The sequence below is a fragment of the Parabacteroides sp. PF5-9 genome (assembly GCF_029893105.1).
In the GTDB taxonomy this organism is placed as follows: domain Bacteria; phylum Bacteroidota; class Bacteroidia; order Bacteroidales; family Tannerellaceae; genus JARXWG01.
The window spans coordinates 192,807-211,348 of sequence record NZ_JARXWG010000003.1 but is presented as its reverse complement, the minus strand read 5'-3'; the positions used below and the strand labels follow the sequence as shown (position 1 = coordinate 211,348).

The following is an 18,542-nucleotide window of genomic DNA, read 5'->3' as shown; positions in this document are numbered from 1 at the left end:
GGTGACAAAAAACTTTTCTGTTTTAGAAATTATCCTCAAGCATTCTTTTCAGAACAGCCTGAGCCGATATTTCCCGGTTGGCTGCTTCAGGGATAACGATACTCTGTGGACTCTCTATGACATCGTCTGTTACGATCATATTGCGACGTACCGGCAGACAATGCATAAAATAAGCATTGTTGGTCAAAGCCATTTTTTCGGTATCCACCGTCCAACTACGATCCCGGCTCAAAACCTGTCCATAGTTTGGATCCGCATAAGCCGCCCAGTTCTTGGCATAGATAAAATCTGCTCCTTCAAACGCTTTCTTTTGATCATATTCAACACGTGCTTTCCCCACAAAAGAAGGATCCAATTCATACCCTTCAGGATGAGTAATGACAAACTCATAATCTGTCGCATTCATCCATTCCGCAAAGCTATTCGGTACGGCCTGTGGTAAAGCTTTCGGATGAGGAGCCCAGGTCAATACCACCTTCGGACGCGCGCTCTTTTTATACTCTTCTATCGTGATTAAGTCGGCATAGCTTTGTAACGGATGACGTGTAGCCGCCTCCATACTAAACACCGGCCGACCTGAATATTGAATAAACTGGTTTAAAACCTTCTCCGTATAATCTTCTTCTTTACTTTCAAAGCGGGCAAAAGAACGTACACCGATGATATCACAATAACACCCCATCACCGGAATCGCCTCCAACAGATGTTCGGGTTTGTCACCATCCATAATCACCCCCCGTTCACTCTCCAGTTTCCAGGCTCCTTGATTAATATCGAGCACGATCGTATTCATACCCAGATTCATGGCAGCCTTTTGGGTACTCAAACGGGTACGCAGACTGGAATTAAAAAACACCATCATCAATGTTTTATGTTTTCCCAGTTCAGCAAACTGGAAACGGTTTTTTTTGATCTCAAAAGCATTTGCCAAAGCCTGTTTAAGATCACCAATATCATTTACACAAGTGAAATTTCTCATTTCATTTACAATTAATTAAGAGGTGGCAAGTTAGAAAGAATGCTGTATATTCACAAATAAGCAGATAGAATTTACCTCTTGCATCCTATTAAAGTCGTACCTGTCCCTCCCCTTCAATAATATATTTATAGGTCGTCAATTCCGGTAATGCCATTGGCCCACGGGCATGTAATTTTTGTGTACTGATACCTATTTCTGCTCCGAAACCAAATTGGGCTCCATCGGTAAAAGCGGTAGACACATTGGCATAAACACAAGCCGCATCCACCAATTGCTCAAAGAGATCGATCGATTCTTCCGATTCGCTGACGATACATTCGCTATGCTTAGAACTATGTTTGGCGATATGCTCCAACGCCTCTTCAATCGAAGAAACCACACGCACGCTCATCTTGTAATCCAGAAATTCGGTACCAAAACTCTCCATTGTTGCCTGTTGGAGCAATTCTTTCGGGTATTTCCCTTCCAATACTGAATAGGCTGTCGGATCCGCATATATAATCACGTTGTGTTCAACCAATCTTTCACAGAGATAAGGCAAATCTCCCAAACGATCTTTATGAATCAACAAACAATCTAACGCATTACACACACTCACCCTTCGGGTCTTTGCATTCGTTATAATCACCTGTCCTTTTTCCCTATCCCCCGCATTATCAAAATAAGTATGACAAATGCCCGCACCCGTTTCTATAACCGGAATACGCGCATGTTCCCTGACATAATGAATCAGCGAACTGCTTCCACGGGGAATAATCAGATCGACACGTCCTACTGCATTCAATAGTTCTGTTGTCGCTTCACGTTCGGGAGGAAGTAAAATACAACTATCCGGATTAACCTGATATTTCTTTAAGACTTCACGAATAACAGCAACCAATATCGTATTTGAAAAATGCGCATCCGATCCGCCTTTCAATACACAGGCGTTCCCGCTTTTCAGGCATAATGAAAAAACATCAAATGTGACATTGGGTCGCGCCTCATAGATCACCCCTATCAAACCAAAAGGAACAGACACCTTTTTGATAACCATCCCATTAGGTCGTATCCTTTCATCCAAGATCTTACCCAAAGGCGAAGTGAGTGAAGCCACATTCTCCATATCACCGGCAATTCCTTTCAGACGCTCTTCTGTCAGTTTGAGACGGTCATATTTCGGATCAGACGGATCCATCCGGTTTAAATCTCTCACATTCTCCCTTAACACCGCCTCACTATGCAGCAATAAGGCTTTTGCTGCATCACAAAGAATACTGTTTATTGTTGCATCATTCAGCGAAAGAAGTGAACGTGATGCGACAACTGCACGATCGATTAATTCACTGACAGTAGCTGTTGCTTCCGGACAAACTTCATCATCCCGCTCATCATCCTCAAAAAAGGAAGAAAGAGGTCGACTGAGTTTCTCTATTAAATTGTTTCTTTTATACGACGTCATCCTTATGAATCCAAATATAAATAATCATAATGTATCAACGGTTTCAGATCCCGTTTGCCAATCAACGATTTCGCTTCATCGCTATCGTAATCTGTCCGGCCCACACCGATCTGTTTGCCCGACTTAGTATAGATCCGAACGATATCATCTTTTTCAAAATCACCTATAATCTGTGTGACTCCAACCAACAATACGCTGGTCGCTTTCGGACAAGCCAAAGCCTCTTCTGCCCCTTCATTAATATGAACTTCTCCTTTAGCAAAACCTTCTGAGTGTGCAATCCATTTCTTCACGCTACTGACCGGCTTTTCCGACGGAACAAAACGTGTACAGATGGTCTCACTCTGAGGTGTTAATACCTGTGGCAGAATATTGTCCTTTTTCCCATTCGCAATAATAACTGCAATACCTTCGTCTGCCACTTTTTGGGCAATACGACATTTGGTCAACATACCTCCCCGGCCAAAAGCCGATTTGGTCGTCTGTACATACTCCGAAACATCTGCCCCTCCCGATTCAATCTCACGGATAACAGACGACTGAGCATCATTCGGGTTACCATTATAAATACCATCGATATTACTCAGAATGATCAGTGCATCCATGCCCATCATCGTTGCAATAAGCCCCGACAATTCATCATTATCAGTAAACATCAACTCAGTCACAGAGATCGTATCATTCTCATTCACTATCGGAATGACCTTGTTGGCCAACATCACCTCCATACAATTCTTCTGGTTCAGATAGTGTGTACGACTACCGAAATTCTCTTTCGTTGTCAACACCTGCCCACAAGCGATCTCGTGATCACGAAACAGTTCATAATAACGATTAATCAGTTTCGCTTGCCCCACCGCTGAATAAAGCTGACGCGACGACACCGCATCCAGTTTCTTACCGACTTTAATCTCACTCCGCCCGGAAGCCACTGCCCCCGAAGAGATCAAGACGATTTCCATCCCTTTCCGATGTAATTCAGCCACCTGATCCACCAGTGCAGACATTCGTGTCACATCCAATGTCCCATCACTGCGCGTAAGTACATTGCTGCCTATTTTAACTGCTATTCGCACGTTTATTAATGATTAATTGTTAATGATTAATGATTAATTGTTGACTTTGCAGTCTTTATTATGGAAGTTATTAGTTTAAGGAGTTCCTCTCCATCCTGAATTAAGCTGTTAAACGCTGACTCAGATACATATTCTGTATGAAATAAGAGTTCAATCCAATATAAGCTTTCATTGCACTCTTTTTGAGCGATTCCGAGTTTATGAATAAAGTCCAATTTACTTTCAGCATATTCACACTCTCTATACAAAGCCCCTATTGCAGTCCCAGATCGTAATAATTGTTTCGACAATACATACTCCTTATGCGTTTCATTTAAGTATTTATACAACTTTACAACCCTTTTCGCAAAAGAAAAACTCTTCTCTTTCAAAGCATTCGGTTTAGGTTCTTTTTCTTCCATTAATAATTAATCATTAAACATTAACCATTATTATTACTGTCTTTATCCCGTATCTCCACCCGTCTGATCTTTCCGCTGATCGTTTTAGGTAACTCTTCAACAAACTCTATCACCCGCGGATATTTATAAGGAGCAGTCACCTTCTTCACATGATCCTGTAACTCTTTGACCAACATTTCTCCAGCACGCTCTTTATACTCTTTTGCCAGGATAATAGTCGCCTTAACAATCTGGCCGCGTATCTCATCAGGTACTCCGGTTATGGCACATTCCACCACTGCGGGATGTGTCATCAACGCACTTTCAACCTCAAACGGACCGATACGGTATCCCGAACTCTTGATCACATCATCCGTGCGGCCGACAAACCAGAAATAACCATCTTCATCTCGCCAGGCAACATCGCCCGTATAATAGATCCCATCATGACAAGTCGCTTTCGTCAATGCCTCATCACGATAGTATTCTTTAAACAGTCCTAAAGGACGCTTATCTCCATACCGCACAACGATCTCTCCCTGCTCACCATCCTCTGCCGGTGTACCGTCGGCACGAAGCAGATCAACCACATATTGCGGATTCGCCTTCCCCATCGATCCGGGTTTAGGCATCGTCCACGGAAAGGTACAAACCGTCAATGTCGTTTCCGTCTGTCCGAATCCTTCCATCAATTTGATCCCTGTCAGTTTGAGAAACGATTCATAGACTGCCGGATTCAAAGCCTCACCGGCAATCGTACAATATTCCAGTGAAGAAAGATCATATTTCGTAACATCCTCCCGAATCAGAAAACGGAAAATAGTCGGAGGAGCACACAAAGAGGTTATCCGGTAATCCTGAATCATCCGAAGCATATCTGCCGGATTAAACTTCTCATGATCATAGACAAACACTGTCGACCCCGCAATCCATTGCCCATATAGTTTCCCCCAAACCGCTTTTCCCCAACCGGTATCAGCTATCGTCAGATGTAAACTATCCTTATGCAGGTTATGCCAATAACTTCCGGTTGAAATATGTGCCAGCGGATAAGTAAAATTATGAGCAACCATCTTAGGATTTCCTGTAGTTCCCGATGTAAAATACATCAATGAAATATCCTCATTGGTTGTCCGCTCCTGTGGCCGGACAAAAGCAGATGCCGCTTCGATGCCCCGATGAAAATCTTCAAATCCGGCAGGAACTTCAGGACCTACCGAAACCAATCTTTTGATCGAAGGAGATTCAGGCATCGCTTCAATGACCTGAGTAGTCACACTCTCCTCACCCACACAGACAATCATCTTAATATCAGCAGCATTATTCCGGTAAATAATATCTTTCTTCGTCAACAAATGTGTTGCCGGGATCACCACTGCGCCCAATTTATGTAATGCAATAATCGCAAACCAGAATTCATATCTCCGTTTAAGAATCAACATCACCATATCCCCTTTTCCAATGCCTAATGATTGAAAGTAAGAAGCTGTTCGATCCGACTCTCTTTTAATGTCTGCAAATGAAAAATCGATATGTTCGCCCTTGTCGTTGGTCCAACATAGCGCACGTTTATCCGGTGCCTTCGCAGCCCATTCATCCACCACGTCGTAACCGTAATTAAAACCATCAGGTATATTTACTTTGTAATTGGCTATAAAATCATCTTGCGACTCAAACGTCGTCTGATCTAAAAAACGTTCTAATATCATATATTTTGTAGTTGGAAATTAAGAAGTTGAAAGTTCGAATCGTATGCGTGCAAACCGCCGAATTTGAACTTCTATATTAAAGAATAACAGCCAGAAAATTTACAGTCTCACCATCAAGTGCCTTCATGCCATGTGGCAATTCGGAATTGAAATAAATACTGTCACCCGCTTCCAGAATCAGTTCTTTATTGTTTATGTTCAACAATAACCGCCCACTAAGTACCAGATTATACTCCTGACCGGGATGAGCGTTCAAGTAAACCGGTTCATCATCCGCCTTCGGATGGACTGTCACCAAAAAAGGATCAGCTTTGCGTCCCGCAAAACCGGCAGCCAACGATTGATATTTATACGCCTTTGTACGTTCTACTGCAATCCCTTTCCCTTTACGCGTCACGAAATAAGTACTCATTTTAGGCTCATCACCAAACATCAGGGTCGTTAACTCAACCCCATATGCCTGAGAAATCTGATGAAGCACACTAACCGAAATATCTTTCGTCCCGCTTTCCAACGCCATATACTCCTCTGGAGTCAAATGCGCAACCTTAGCCATCTCTTCTGGTGTAATCTCCAAGGCTTCACGCAAACCGATCAGGCGCTCCGCTATCTGTTTGATTTGTTCATTCATGAAATATCGTTTAGAAAAATAGGTATTTGATCTATTTTAGTTGCTGCAAATATAGAAATAAAACGTAAAATGAAGATGAATCTACTTTCAATATGTTATTTTTAACGCGCATTACCCAAAAAAAATAATACTTTCCACTACAAATAGTTTACATTTTATAAAAACAGTCTTGCGCACAACAACTTCAGCTGTTCTTTGCAAAAACAGAAACCAAATAGTACGTTTTACAACATCATGTAGACTCTTTTTGAATTCGTTGCTATACATTTTTAAGACAGACGTAGGTCTGTTTTTTGTTAGAGGTACGTCTAAACAAATTTAGAGGTAGGTGTAAATCAGTTTAGAGGTACGTCTAAAATCATTTAGACGTACCTCTAACAGAAAAGTCATTGAAATGCTTCTGAAAAAGCGATCTAATCTTTCTAAAATACGGTCTACATAAATAAATCCCGAAGCGCATAAAGCGTATTATTATCATTATCCGGGAACCAGTACAGCGGACGATGAATATACGGCTTCAAATAATAACGCAACTCCTTCGGCAGATTTTCATAAGGCATTATCTCTGAAAAAGAGGGAGAACCTTCGGCATAAACAGCATATAATGCATCATCCGAATGAGGGGTTTCTTTTTGCAGGTAGAATTTCAACTGACGCTTCACAGATTCAGGCAATACCGCCGTGAATAGGCGCTTCAGACTCCTCCTCGGGCTCATCTCTATATCAAATGGGATTGAAGCCAGAGGCTCCTGATACAGTCCGTTCTTTTCACAGAGATACAGAAAATAGCGTTGTTTTTTATCCTTCAGAGGAATCTGTTGCCAATAATCAACCAGTTCTATATCCCATAAAGGTGTGCGCCAGTCGAACCCGAAATATTCATAGACCCGCACACTGTTTTGTATAAATTTGGCATGTCGCTCCTGCCAGTGAAAATATTCCGGAAAAACAGGATACGAAACAGGAGCGTGTTGAATCATTGATGCGAATTCTTTCCAAACAGTTTGACTCCTTCTTTTACAAGCCCACTGATTGAAATAGGCTGAAAGGTAACGATAACTCTCTTTCTTGGAGGAAAGAGTCTCTATCCCGTCTCGACAATAAGCGCCAGTAAGGAAATCGAAGGTATGACCAGGCATAAAAATATCTCCCGATTGAATAACCCCTTGCGCTTTCAAGACCGACACAGCCAGAAAATCCTGTATATGGGGATCACTGACCCCATTGAACGCAAAATCGAAATAGTCGTTGAAATCGGAACTTTCGCGCAACTCCCTCCACCGTTCAGGCGTATACTCCACAAAATACCAGGGATATCCAAGTGCTGAGGCAATCTCCCGACTGATTTGCGACTGCTTATTCCCCGGTGATCCATAGGAATAACAAACAATGTTCTTTACCCCCAGTTGATATAACTGATTGATCACCATTCTCGAATCGTGTCCTCCACTAAGTGGTAAAACCCAGTTGCGTACATTCGGAGCACTGGCTAATGTCCGGCGAAAGATCCGGGAAAACAACTCTTGCTGGCGAGCCACTTCCTCATCGACAGCCAACTCTTTCTGCGACGTATCCAGTGAATAGATAAAATAGCGTCGTTTTTCAAGCTGTCTCTCATTGAGTACCACAACCTCTGCCGCCTGGATTGCACAGATATTTTTAAATACGGTATGATCTTCCAATGTCAAACCTGCAACCAGAAACACCTCTATTTGACAAATGTCTACTTCCGGCCTTAGCCCGTTTCTTTGCAGGGTGGCCAACAGATGATCAGTGATATACAGATCATCCCCTTCTTTGAAATAAAGAATCGGATAGGAACGAATATGATCGGCAATCAAAAAAACCAGACATTCAGACTCTATAATTATCGCATAATTCCCATTCAGCTGTTTGGCCAATTCACTGGCGACCGCGATATCGAATCTCGTTTGCTTGACCCGCTCTGTTATCAATTGATGAAAAGCCTCTCCATTATAACTCTCCCCGCTCCATGTAGCCCATCCGATGGTGGAAATTCCGTTCGCGGTAATCCAGTTTCTCCTGTAAAGATCGATATTTATCATTTCTTCTTCTTTAGCAATGATTGAAAAACAGATAAACCAATCTGCTGGTAATCTAATCCCATATATTTCCCGGTCAATAAGACCAATAGGTAAAAGACAGCAAAAGATAAAAACTGATTCAGGAATAACGGCAGGTGCTGAATCAGAGGAAATAATAAAAATCTGACGGGAAATAAGAGCAAAAGCGCATGAACAATTGTTTTTAGCAAAGATGAAACAAGTTGTCGGCTGAATACCTGAATACCTAACCTCCACCTGATATATGTATAAAACGCTACGATCACCAAGATCGTATTGGTTGCAGAAACACAGGCAATAACCACCGGCGACGGATAGACAGAGATCGATATCGCTTCGGTCAGCCAGATCGAAACCGCCGAGATCAGATAAAAACTAACATATATCTTCATTTTCCCCAACGCCAGCATAACAGGCAGAAAAGGGTAGATATTGACAAAATTGCTGATTAAAATAATCTGAAAATAGATGGCAGAACCAACATATTCCCGCCCATAAATAAGAATGATAATCTCGGAAGCAAAAACCAGACTATAGAGCAGCAATGGGTACAAGATCAAACCGGTCTTCAAAATCGCTTTTTGCCACGACTGTATCGCCTGACCGAAGAGTTCGGGTGTATTGGCTCTGGAAAAGACCGGAATAAGGACAGCCATAACAGAAGCGGTGATCATAGGCGCCAATGGAAACTGAATGAATCCGTTGGCAAACTCAGCAAACGTGATCTCTCCAAAATAACGACTAATAAAAAACTGATCGGCCGATCCCGACATCATCACACATAAGTCGGCCCCCATCAATGGCAGGGCATACCGGGCGATCTGCTGAAGAGTAAGGCTGGATCGCTGAGATGCGTAACCTTTATAGGGTCTGTAAATCAAAAACAGTGCAGCCAACAACATAAAAAAGGAGGAGACCACTAATCCGTATAAAGCCGCTTCGTAATTCGCCCGGTAGAAAATAACCGGCAAAACCATCCCGGCCAAGACCACTATACGCGAAAATACAGTATATACAGCGAGGTAATAACTTTTCTGTTCCCGCAAATAAACACTCTCTATCGAAAAGGTAGGCATCAATAGTAACGGGACAGGGGCATAGATCTTTAAGGCTTTCTCCAATGCCGGGTTATTCAACACATCGGCAATCAAGCCGGAAGAGAAATAGATGAAAAGTGAAAAAATCAATCCCAAGAGAACAAAGAGAAGTTCAAACCGGTTCACCAGGTGTTTCCCCTCACGCTTGGTCAGCTTAGGCAGAAAATAGGTCAATGTCTCCGGTAATCCGGCTGTAAAAACAAGCACAAATGCCGAATAGATATACATCACCTGTTTATAGGTACCATAATCTTCTTTCGACAAAAAGCGGGATAAAATAGCAGCACTGACAAATGCGAGGGCAAAAGAACTTAATTTACCAAGGCTGATCCAAAAGACCTGGGTCTGATTGCTTTTATCATGAATTAATCCTTTCATATTTATAGGGATAATCCGTCCAGCAATCGCACGTATGTATCGATAGCTTCCCGTATCTCACTCAGACAGATATATTCATCTGCCGAATGGGAACGGGCTGAATCCCCTGGACCAATCTTAACCGAAGGGAAAGGCATTAACGCCTGATCACTTAATGTGGGTGAGCCAAATGGCGTCTTACCCATCAATAATGCGCGCTGCACAAACGGATGATCCGGTTCGGTTTTACTGGAATTCAAACGAAAACTTCGCGCTCGCACGTCACAATCGACCTGCTGACAGATCAACTCAAACAATGCCTCGTTGGAATAACACTCATTCGAACGAATATCTACCGTAAACTCACAATGATCCGGAATCACATTATGTTGTGTCCCGGCATGAATCATGGTCACACTCATTTTTACCGGCCCCAACAAGTCGCTTTGTTCTGGAAACTGGTAGGTATTGAACCATTCGATCGCTTTAATTGCCAGTGAAATAGCATTAATACCTTCATCACGCGCAGCATGTCCGGCTTTCCCATGGGCGATACAATCCAATACCATCAATCCTTTTTCGGCAATTGCAGGTTGCATACCGGTCGGTTCCCCGACAAGACCGAATGCGATCTTGGGTAATTCGGGCAAAACGCTTTCAATTCCGTTCTTTCCGGAAACCTCTTCTTCACAGGATGCCAGAAAAATCAGATTATAGGGCTGTCTCTTTGATGATAAGACGCGAAAGGTTGTATACAAGGAGACAACACTTGCTCCGGCATCATTACTGCCGAGCCCGAAGAGTTTGTCCTCTATTGTTTCGTCCGGTTGAAAAGGGTCGTAGGTCCATCCGGCAACAGGTTTAACCGTATCAATATGTGAGTTTAAAAGGATAGTCGGTTTCTTCGGATCATAATCGGGAGCAATCATCCAGAGGTTATTGCCTTTACGGCAGACCTCATTCTTTTTCTTCCAACTCGACTCCAGATAATCAGCCACCTCCTGCTCTTCCCGGCTAAATGACGGGCGGCTAATCATCCCTTTTAAAAGGTCAATCGCTTCATAATAATTTTCCATCTGTGCAGATTAGAGGTATTTTCTTACTGTTTCGCGATCATTTTCAAGCTGCTTGGATAGTGCTTCCAAAGAGTCGAACTTAATATCACCACGTACATAATGTACAAACGATACGCTTATTTCATTATTATAAATATCTCCGGAGAAATCCAGAATATGCACTTCCAATGTGATATCATCACCATTGTTCAATGTTGGACGATCACCGATATACAACATCCCTTTATACCGTTTTTCTTCCAGATAGACCCACACGGCATACACACCGATCGCCGGGATAATTTTATAAGGCTCGCTTAATTGAATATTGGCGGTAGGAAAACCTAATGTTCGCCCAATCTTATGCCCGTCTGCAATACGCCCCTTTAACAGATAGGGATATGTCAATAGACGTGCAGCATCTTCCACTTCTCCAGCCACAAGTAAACGGCGAATTTCTGAAGAGCTTACAGCTAAACGACCTTCGGCATAAGGGGTCGATTGCAATACTTCAAGGCCATACTGCTTCCCGTAGTTCACATACGCATCATACCCTTCCGTCCGATCGTGTCCGAAACGATGATCATACCCCACCAATAATGTCTTCAGATGTAATTCTCCCACCAGAATTTCTTTGATAAACTGTTCGGCAGACAAGTGAGACAATTCCGGTGTAAAGGGCAAAATAATGCAGTAATCGAGTTCTGTTTTTTCAAGCAGACTTACTTTTTCTTCATACGAATTAAGCAATTTGGGTTGATATTCGGCATGAAGGACAGCACGGGGATGTTCAGGAAAAGTGATAACCGCAGAAGGGATCCCTCTTTGACGGGCAATGGATATTAAATCATTGATCAGATAACGATGCCCTAAATGAACTCCATCAAAAAAACCGATTGTGGCTGCCAATATCTCATTCTTTAGTTCAGCAATATCAGTTATAAGTTTCATCCGATCCTTTTAGTTCGTATTCAATGTTATAGTGAACAAAGATACGGATACAATTCGATTTTTTGTGTAGATTTGTCATCATATACGCATTTGGATATATTTATTACATGGAAAATCAACCACAAAAGTTACCCTCTCCACTCCTCTCCTTGATACCAGTTATAGTATTGGTTGTCTTATTGTTCTTTACAATCCGGGTCTTTGGAAACGACACCTTGGGAGGCGCCAGTCAGATCGTCTTATTAACGACAACAGCTGTTTGTTCATTACTGGCCATGACCTTTGGTAAAGTCAAATGGAAGACAATCGAAAAAGCAATCTGCAATAATATTTTAAGTGTCGCCTCGGCTATTCTCATTTTATTATTGATTGGAGCACTTGCCGGAAGCTGGATGATTAGTGGAGTCGTTCCGACACTGATTTATTACGGTATGCAAATTATTCATCCCAGTTTCTTTCTGGTATCCAGCTGTTTGATTTGTGCCATTGTCTCGGTGATGACAGGCAGTTCATGGACCACCATTGCCACGATCGGAATCGCTTTAATGGGTATAGGAGAAGCGCAGGGATTCTCACCAGGTTGGATTGCCGGAGCCATTATTTCCGGTGCTTATTTCGGGGATAAGATTTCTCCATTATCAGACACCACCGTACTCGCATCATCCGTCACTGGAACTCCTCTGTTTACGCATATCAGGTATATGCTTTACACGACCGTTCCTTCCCTTTTGATCGCTTTGATTATTTTCACCTTATATGGCTTTACAAATCAATCGGGAAACATCGGACAGGTCGACTTATTTTCCTCTGTTTTAAAAGAAAAATTCAATCCTTCACTCTGGTTGTTAGCCGTACCGGTGATCACGGGTATTCTGATTGCCCGAAAAGTACCTTCGATAATCACTCTATTTGCATCAGCAGCTTTGGCCGGTCTGTTTGCCTTATTTTTTCAACCTCATCTCTTACAGGAAATATCAGGGATGCCGGAAGGCAATTCTCTAGCCACATTCAAAGGTTTATTGATCTCCTTTTATGGGCACACACAGATAGAGACACACCATACAGCACTCAATGAACTCATCTCGACCCGGGGTATGGCCGGTATGATGGATACGATCTGGCTTATCATATGCGCCATGTGTTTTGGAGGAGCGATGACGGCAAGTGGTATGCTGGAAAGTCTCACTTCTGTTTTTATCCGTTTCATGAAACGACGTGTCAGTATGGTTGCTTCTACAGTGATGTCGGGTATTTTATTGAATATCTTTACGGCCGACCAATACCTCTCCATCATTTTGACAGGAAAAATGTATACGGATATCTATACCGAGAAAGGTTATGAGAGTCGTTTATTGAGCCGGACAACAGAAGATGCTGTTACAGTGACTTCCGTATTAATCCCTTGGAACACCTGCGGAATGACACAGGCTACTGTGCTAGGTGTCTCCACATTTGTTTATTTTCCTTATTGTTTCTTCAACCTGATTAGTCCGTTAATGAGCATATTAATCGCTGCTACCGGTTATAAAATACATCAGCCCCATGAAAAAGATTAAAGTCTCCTTATTAGGCAAAGTAATTATTGCGATTCTCGCCGGAATACTGTTTGGGCAGTTTCTACCGGGAAGTATCGCACGCCTGTTTGTTACTTTTAATTCCCTGTTTGGTAATTTCCTCTCTTTTTCAATCCCGCTCATTATTTTGGGATTGGTCGCCCCGGCCATTGGTGATCTGGGAAAAGGAGCAGGCAGACTGCTATTGATTACAGCTTTAATCGCTTATGGATCTACGCTTTTCTCCGGTTTTTTCACCTATTTCAGCAGTTCTTTGATTTTTCCTCAAATACTATCCGTCAGTACAGAGCTTACCGCATTAGACAATCCGGAAGACTTTATGTTGACGCCCTATTTCACCGTAGCCATGCCTCCATTAATGGACGTAATGACCGCTTTAGTTCTGGCCTTTACGATCGGTCTGGGATTATCCCATATTGCCGGAACGACTTTACGACAGGCGTTCAACGATTTCAAAGAGATCGTTGAATTATTAATCAAAGTAGCCATAATCCCTTTATTGCCTCTTCATATCTTCGGTATCTTTCTGAATATGACTGTTAGTGGACAAGTCGCCAGCATTATCGGTATGTTCTTAAAAGTAATTGTCGTCATATTCGTACTACATGTACTCCTGTTATTGATTCAGTTCTGCATTGCCGGAAGTGTGAGTGGCAAAAACCCTTTTCGCCTTTTAAAGAATATGCTACCGGCTTACGCCACAGCCTTGGGTACACAATCATCGGCTGCCACCATTCCGGTCACTTTAACTCAAACGTTGAAGAATGGAGTACGGGAGAGTATTGCCGTATTTACTGTTCCACTATGCGCTACGATTCACCTATCGGGCAGTACCATGAAAATCGTTGCTTGCGCCATGGCCATCATGATTATGGCCGGCGAGCCTGTCACCCTGATGGAGTATACCGGCTTTATTATGATGCTGGGAATCGCCATGGTTGCTGCTCCGGGTGTTCCGGGAGGAGCTATTATGGCGGCATTAGGCCTTCTGCAGAGTATGCTAGGTTTTAACGAGACACTTCAAGCGTTAATGATTGCCTTATATATTGCCATGGATAGCTTCGGCACAGCATGCAATGTCACCGGAGATGGCGCCATAGCCGTTGTCGTAGACCGGATTGCAGGAGACAAATTATAGCTCCGCCAACCGCTTCACCCCTTTTTCACGCATCATCGTCGCAGCAATATGTGCACAGGCATACGCATCAGCCATCGCATGGTGATGGTTGGTCAGGTCGTACCCGCAATACATCGAGACCGTATGTAATTTGTGATTCTCCAGAAATGGATAATAACGGCGGGATAACCGGCAGGTACAGTAAAACTCATATTTCGGATAAGCCAGATCATAGGCTTGAAAGACCGCCTTTAAACACCCCTCATCAAACGGACTGTTGTGAGCCACCAACGGAATATCCTCCAACAAAGGTGTTATCGGAGCCCATACTTCCTCAAAATCAGGCGCGTCATTGGTATCCTCCGGAGTCAGGCCATGAATGGCTGTGGTCCAATAGGTATAATAATTGGGTAAAGGACGAATCAAACTGTAGATACTATCGACGACCAGATCATTTTCAATGATCGCAATCCCGACACTACAAACACTGCTGCGTTTGTTGTTTGCTGTTTCAAAATCTATTGCTGCGAAACGCTCCATGATAAAAACAATTATGAATTATGAATTATGAGTTATGACTGGTTATTCATGTTCTTTAAATTTACAATTCATAACTCATAATTCATAATTCATTTGCTTATTTATTCCACACACGTGGAGCAGGTGCCTGAGGCAATGATTTGTGGTTTTGCAACTCTTTCATCACCTCTTCAATGGCACGATTCAATTGCTGATCTTCACCATTCCACTCTTTGATCGGATCATTATCGACTACAATATCAGGATCGACCCCATAATTCTCAATAATCCAATCACCGCTCTTCGGATCATAACTGGTAAAGAACGGCACACGAATATCTGTTCCATCCATATACGGCAGTGAACTACTGATACCGACAATCCCTCCCCAGGTACGGGTTCCGATCAATTTACCTAACCCTAATGCCCGGAATCCCCAAGGGAACAGATCACCGTCTGATGCCGAATATTTATTAATCAACGCCACTTTCGGACCGACCTGTACCGCATCAGGAACAGTCCCAATCAGAGAAGATCCCCTACGCATAGTCAATCGGTAAGCCTCACGGGACAACCGCTCCAGAATCATCGGAGATACATTTCCTCCCCCATTGGCACGATCATCGATAATCAACCCTTCTTTATCCAGTTGCGGATAGAAATAGCGGGAGAATTCATTTAACCCTTCCGGCCCCATATCCGGAATATAAATATAACCGACCCGGCCATTCGTCGCTTTTTCCACTTTCCGGATATTTTGCTGTATCCAGTTATAGTGATACAACGACTCTTCTTCCTCCAGCGGAGAGATAACGATCTTGCGGGCTCCGGCTAATTGAGGAGTGGTGTTCAGTGATAATTCTGTCGGCACACCAGCCTTCCCAACCAACAATGCATACATATCTTTCACACTGTTGGTCGGTATACCGTCTATGGCCACAATAAACTCTTTCTCTTTCGCCTCAATACCCGGCTCTGTCAATGGCGAGCGCAATGCACTATTCCATGAAGCGCCAGCCAATATTTTTTCCAGGCGGAAGAAACCACTCTTATCACGAGAGATCTCCGCACCTAACAATCCGGTTTTAATCCGGTTGGGTCGTTCTAATTCGCCCGGATTAACATAGGCATGCCCACAATTCAACTCACCGATCATTTCCCCTATGACATAATTCAGATCCAACCGGTTTTTGACATAAGGCAACAGGGCAGCATACTTCACCTTGATCGCTTTCCAATCAACTCCATGCATATTATCCACATAAAATCCATCACGAAACGCCCGCCAGGCTTCATCAAAAATCTGCGCCCACTCTTTCTGATAGTCGATTGTCAGCGACATATTGGTCATATTGACCGGCTCTCTTAAGTCGGCGCGGCCTGTCGGAATATCCGTGACATAAACCAATCCGCCTCGCATAAAAAAGGCTTTTTTACTTCCCGGCTCAACATACATATTCGCACCGTCGGCCACATCCTCTTCTTTTTGTTTTTTCAGATCATACATTTTTGTCCCACCACGCCCGAAATAATAGACTTTATCGCCATTGGCATAAAAGTTATAATAACGTGAAGGCTGAAGCGGCAATTGGATAATCCGATCAGCGATTCCTTCCGGATCAATTTTAACCGTCACACTCCGGGTATTCTCTTTTTTGGTCTCCTCTTTTTTGGTATTGTCTGTGACACTCACTTTCGCATCTTTCGCCATAAAAGGAGAAGGCGTATCTTTCGATAATAACGCCAGATAAACACCATTCATATTATTGTATACATGATTCCATTCCAGAGAACCGTATGTCGGATTAAAGTCACGGGCCGAAGTAAAGATCAAATATTTACCATCTGCACTAAAGACCGGAGAGGAAGAAGAATACCATTTATCCGTGATCGGATATTCCTTCTTTTCTATAATATGATAGACATAGACGATCGCATATTGGTTATCACCCATACGCGTATAGGTCAACCAATGATTATCCGGAGAAAATTTAACGCCCCTGAATTCACCATACGCGTCCTGCATAAGCGTATTGACCTGCCGGGTGGCTACATCTAATAAATTCAACCGGTTTTTACGGTCGGTATAAAGTATCTTTTTTGAATCCGGACTCCATTCAAATGAACGGATATAGGTGTCATTATGATGGGTCAGCTGCACCGGATCACCTCCTGTTGCCTCTTGCATATAAAGTTCTGTTTCTCCCGTGATGTCAGAGATATAGGCGATCTGTTTTCCGTCGGGCGACCATTGCGCATCCCGATCATGTGCGCCCGGTGAACGAGTCATATTTTTGGTTACCCCTTTCTCTACGGGCAAATTAAACACTTCACCCCGTGCAGTCACCACCACACGTTGTCCGTCCGGCGACAAACTGGCAGCAGTCACATACCCTGCACCGTTTCTGATCTCATTCCGGGCATAAATATTATCGGAAGCAAGCGTGATACGGATCTTTTCCGGATTTTTTGTCTTACTATCCATTTTATAGATAAATCCACCCTTTTCAAAAACAATGGTTGTGCCATGCGCAGTTGGGAATTTAATATCAAAATCGGTAAAGTTCGTGACCTTAGCGGTTTGCTTGGTTTTTGTGTTGTAAACAAATAGGTTCATCGTGCGGTCGCGGTCTGAAAGAAAATAAATCTCCTCGCCAATCCACATGGGGATAATGTCTTGCGCTTCATGATTCGTAATATTCTCAACCGCTTTTTTATCCCGGTTATAGATCCAGATATCATCGGCCATCCCGCCTTTATAATATTTCCAGGTACGGAACTCCCGCATCACACGGTTATACGCCAATTGTTTCCCGTCCGGAGAATAACTGCAAAATCCCCCTTCGGGCAACGGAATACGATCAGACAATCCCCCCTCTTTATCGACCAGATACAACTGCCCGACGAACCCGTCTCCCCGACGATTACGATAAACGATCCGATTGCCGTCGGGATGCCAGTTCATGACCATATTATTCGGTCCCATCCGGTCGCCCAGATCGTCGCGACTATTTGTTGCCGTATAGGTTATGCGAAGCGGTTCGCCACCCGAGACCGGTATGGTAAACACTTCCGTATTCCCATCATATTGCCCGGTGAAAGCGATCGTTTTACCATCGGGTGAAAAACGGGGGAACATCTCATACCCCACATGGGCGGTTAGTCGTTGAGCTTCGCCCCCACCAATAGGCACTTTATAAAGATCTCCGGCATAGGAGAAAACAATGTCGACACCATTCGTTGCCGGAAAACGTAACAAACGAGCCTCATCAGCAGCATACGACATCACCGGCAAAGCGGCAAAAAATAAATAGGTAACGATTATCTTTTTAATCATGGTCTGTTATTTAAGAATTGAGAACAAATATATTATAAAAGTTTTAAAAATACGAATCAACCCTCCCCTGATCGTTCCGATTCTTACACAAAAAGCAACCGCCTATTTTTCAGATACTTGCTGAACATGAATTCATTTGACAATTGTCGAATGATCGTTTCACAATTGTGGAATAATCATTTGATAATTATAGAATATTCGTTTGACAATTGTCAAACGAATATATGATCCTATT

General features: G+C 43.0%; 14 protein-coding genes. 2 read left to right on the top strand and 12 right to left on the bottom strand.

What is annotated here, in order from left to right:
* Window positions 1-22 precede the first annotated feature (22 nt).
* The 10 genes from M2135_RS03205 to M2135_RS03160 all read right to left on the bottom strand — a co-directional run bounded on the left by M2135_RS03205 (window position 23) and on the right by M2135_RS03160 (window position 11,760).
* Entirely contained in the window at window positions 23-979 is a 957-nt protein-coding gene (locus M2135_RS03205) for an N-acetylornithine carbamoyltransferase (RefSeq protein ID WP_280747151.1), read from the bottom strand.
* 88 nt (window positions 980-1,067) lie between these two features.
* Window positions 1,068-2,420 (bottom strand): glutamate-5-semialdehyde dehydrogenase, encoded by a 1,353-nt coding sequence (locus tag M2135_RS03200; RefSeq protein WP_280747150.1) that lies wholly within the window; start codon window positions 2,418-2,420, stop codon window positions 1,068-1,070.
* Window positions 2,421-2,422: 2 nt separating this feature from the next.
* Entirely contained in the window at window positions 2,423-3,496 is a 1,074-nt protein-coding gene (gene proB / locus M2135_RS03195; RefSeq protein ID WP_280747149.1) for a glutamate 5-kinase, read from the bottom strand.
* 26 nt (window positions 3,497-3,522) lie between these two features.
* The gene (locus M2135_RS03190; protein WP_280747148.1) at window positions 3,523-3,897 is read right to left on the bottom strand and encodes a four helix bundle protein; all 375 of its coding nucleotides are present in this window, start codon (window positions 3,895-3,897) and stop codon (window positions 3,523-3,525) included.
* 20 nt (window positions 3,898-3,917) lie between these two features.
* Window positions 3,918-5,582 (bottom strand): AMP-binding protein, encoded by a 1,665-nt coding sequence (locus M2135_RS03185; RefSeq protein WP_280747165.1) that lies wholly within the window; start codon window positions 5,580-5,582, stop codon window positions 3,918-3,920.
* A 79-nt stretch (window positions 5,583-5,661) separates the two neighbouring features.
* The gene (locus tag M2135_RS03180; RefSeq protein WP_280747147.1) at window positions 5,662-6,216 is read right to left on the bottom strand and encodes a cupin domain-containing protein; all 555 of its coding nucleotides are present in this window, start codon (window positions 6,214-6,216) and stop codon (window positions 5,662-5,664) included.
* A gap of 434 nt (window positions 6,217-6,650) precedes the next feature.
* Window positions 6,651-8,282 carry an asparagine synthase C-terminal domain-containing protein gene (locus M2135_RS03175; RefSeq protein ID WP_280747146.1) on the bottom strand — a complete coding sequence of 544 codons (1,632 nt, stop codon included), beginning with the start codon at window positions 8,280-8,282 and terminating at the stop codon, window positions 6,651-6,653.
* On the bottom strand, window positions 8,279-9,775 hold the full coding sequence (locus M2135_RS03170; RefSeq protein ID WP_280747145.1) for an oligosaccharide flippase family protein: 1,497 nt from the start codon (window positions 9,773-9,775) through the stop codon (window positions 8,279-8,281). The genes M2135_RS03175 and M2135_RS03170 overlap by 4 nt, the downstream gene beginning before the upstream one ends.
* A 2-nt stretch (window positions 9,776-9,777) precedes the next feature.
* The gene (locus tag M2135_RS03165; protein ID WP_280747144.1) at window positions 9,778-10,830 is read right to left on the bottom strand and encodes a M20 family metallo-hydrolase; all 1,053 of its coding nucleotides are present in this window, start codon (window positions 10,828-10,830) and stop codon (window positions 9,778-9,780) included.
* Window positions 10,831-10,839: 9 nt separating this feature from the next.
* Window positions 10,840-11,760 carry a bifunctional riboflavin kinase/FAD synthetase gene (locus tag M2135_RS03160; protein WP_280747143.1) on the bottom strand — a complete coding sequence of 307 codons (921 nt, stop codon included), beginning with the start codon at window positions 11,758-11,760 and terminating at the stop codon, window positions 10,840-10,842.
* Window positions 11,761-11,867: 107 nt separating this feature from the next.
* Between M2135_RS03160 and nhaC the strand changes: the two genes are divergently transcribed.
* Window positions 11,868-13,316 carry a Na+/H+ antiporter NhaC gene (nhaC, locus tag M2135_RS03155; protein ID WP_280747142.1) on the top strand — a complete coding sequence of 483 codons (1,449 nt, stop codon included), beginning with the start codon at window positions 11,868-11,870 and terminating at the stop codon, window positions 13,314-13,316.
* Window positions 13,303-14,472: a dicarboxylate/amino acid:cation symporter gene (locus tag M2135_RS03150; protein WP_280747141.1), complete on the top strand. Its 1,170-nt coding sequence runs from the start codon at window positions 13,303-13,305 to the stop codon at window positions 14,470-14,472. Before nhaC ends, M2135_RS03150 begins: the two co-directional genes overlap by 14 nt.
* Here the strand turns inward: M2135_RS03150 and M2135_RS03145 are convergent.
* Window positions 14,467-14,991 carry a 3'-5' exonuclease gene (locus M2135_RS03145; protein WP_280747140.1) on the bottom strand — a complete coding sequence of 175 codons (525 nt, stop codon included), beginning with the start codon at window positions 14,989-14,991 and terminating at the stop codon, window positions 14,467-14,469. The two genes, M2135_RS03150 and M2135_RS03145, sit on opposite strands and share 6 nt — an antisense overlap.
* Window positions 14,992-15,088: 97 nt before the next feature.
* Window positions 15,089-18,307 carry a S41 family peptidase gene (locus M2135_RS03140; RefSeq protein WP_280747139.1) on the bottom strand — a complete coding sequence of 1,073 codons (3,219 nt, stop codon included), beginning with the start codon at window positions 18,305-18,307 and terminating at the stop codon, window positions 15,089-15,091.
* Between the last annotated feature and the right edge of the window lie 235 nt (window positions 18,308-18,542).

What these genes read in the sequence shown, in the direction of transcription:
- M2135_RS03205 (WP_280747151.1), bottom strand. Translation starts at nt 979, where the DNA reads ATGAGAAATTTCACTTGTGTAAATGATATTGGTGATCTTAAACAGGCT.
- M2135_RS03200 (WP_280747150.1), bottom strand. Translation starts at nt 2,420, where the DNA reads ATGACGTCGTATAAAAGAAACAATTTAATAGAGAAACTCAGTCGACCT.
- M2135_RS03190 (WP_280747148.1), bottom strand. Translation starts at nt 3,897, where the DNA reads ATGGAAGAAAAAGAACCTAAACCGAATGCTTTGAAAGAGAAGAGTTTT.
- M2135_RS03180 (WP_280747147.1), bottom strand. Translation starts at nt 6,216, where the DNA reads ATGAATGAACAAATCAAACAGATAGCGGAGCGCCTGATCGGTTTGCGT.
- M2135_RS03175 (WP_280747146.1), bottom strand. Translation starts at nt 8,282, where the DNA reads ATGATAAATATCGATCTTTACAGGAGAAACTGGATTACCGCGAACGGA.
- M2135_RS03170 (WP_280747145.1), bottom strand. Translation starts at nt 9,775, where the DNA reads ATGAAAGGATTAATTCATGATAAAAGCAATCAGACCCAGGTCTTTTGG.
- M2135_RS03165 (WP_280747144.1), bottom strand. Translation starts at nt 10,830, where the DNA reads ATGGAAAATTATTATGAAGCGATTGACCTTTTAAAAGGGATGATTAGC.
- M2135_RS03160 (WP_280747143.1), bottom strand. Translation starts at nt 11,760, where the DNA reads ATGAAACTTATAACTGATATTGCTGAACTAAAGAATGAGATATTGGCA.
- nhaC (WP_280747142.1), top strand. Translation starts at nt 11,868, where the DNA reads ATGGAAAATCAACCACAAAAGTTACCCTCTCCACTCCTCTCCTTGATA.
- M2135_RS03150 (WP_280747141.1), top strand. Translation starts at nt 13,303, where the DNA reads ATGAAAAAGATTAAAGTCTCCTTATTAGGCAAAGTAATTATTGCGATT.
- M2135_RS03145 (WP_280747140.1), bottom strand. Translation starts at nt 14,991, where the DNA reads ATGGAGCGTTTCGCAGCAATAGATTTTGAAACAGCAAACAACAAACGC.
- M2135_RS03140 (WP_280747139.1), bottom strand. Translation starts at nt 18,307, where the DNA reads ATGATTAAAAAGATAATCGTTACCTATTTATTTTTTGCCGCTTTGCCG.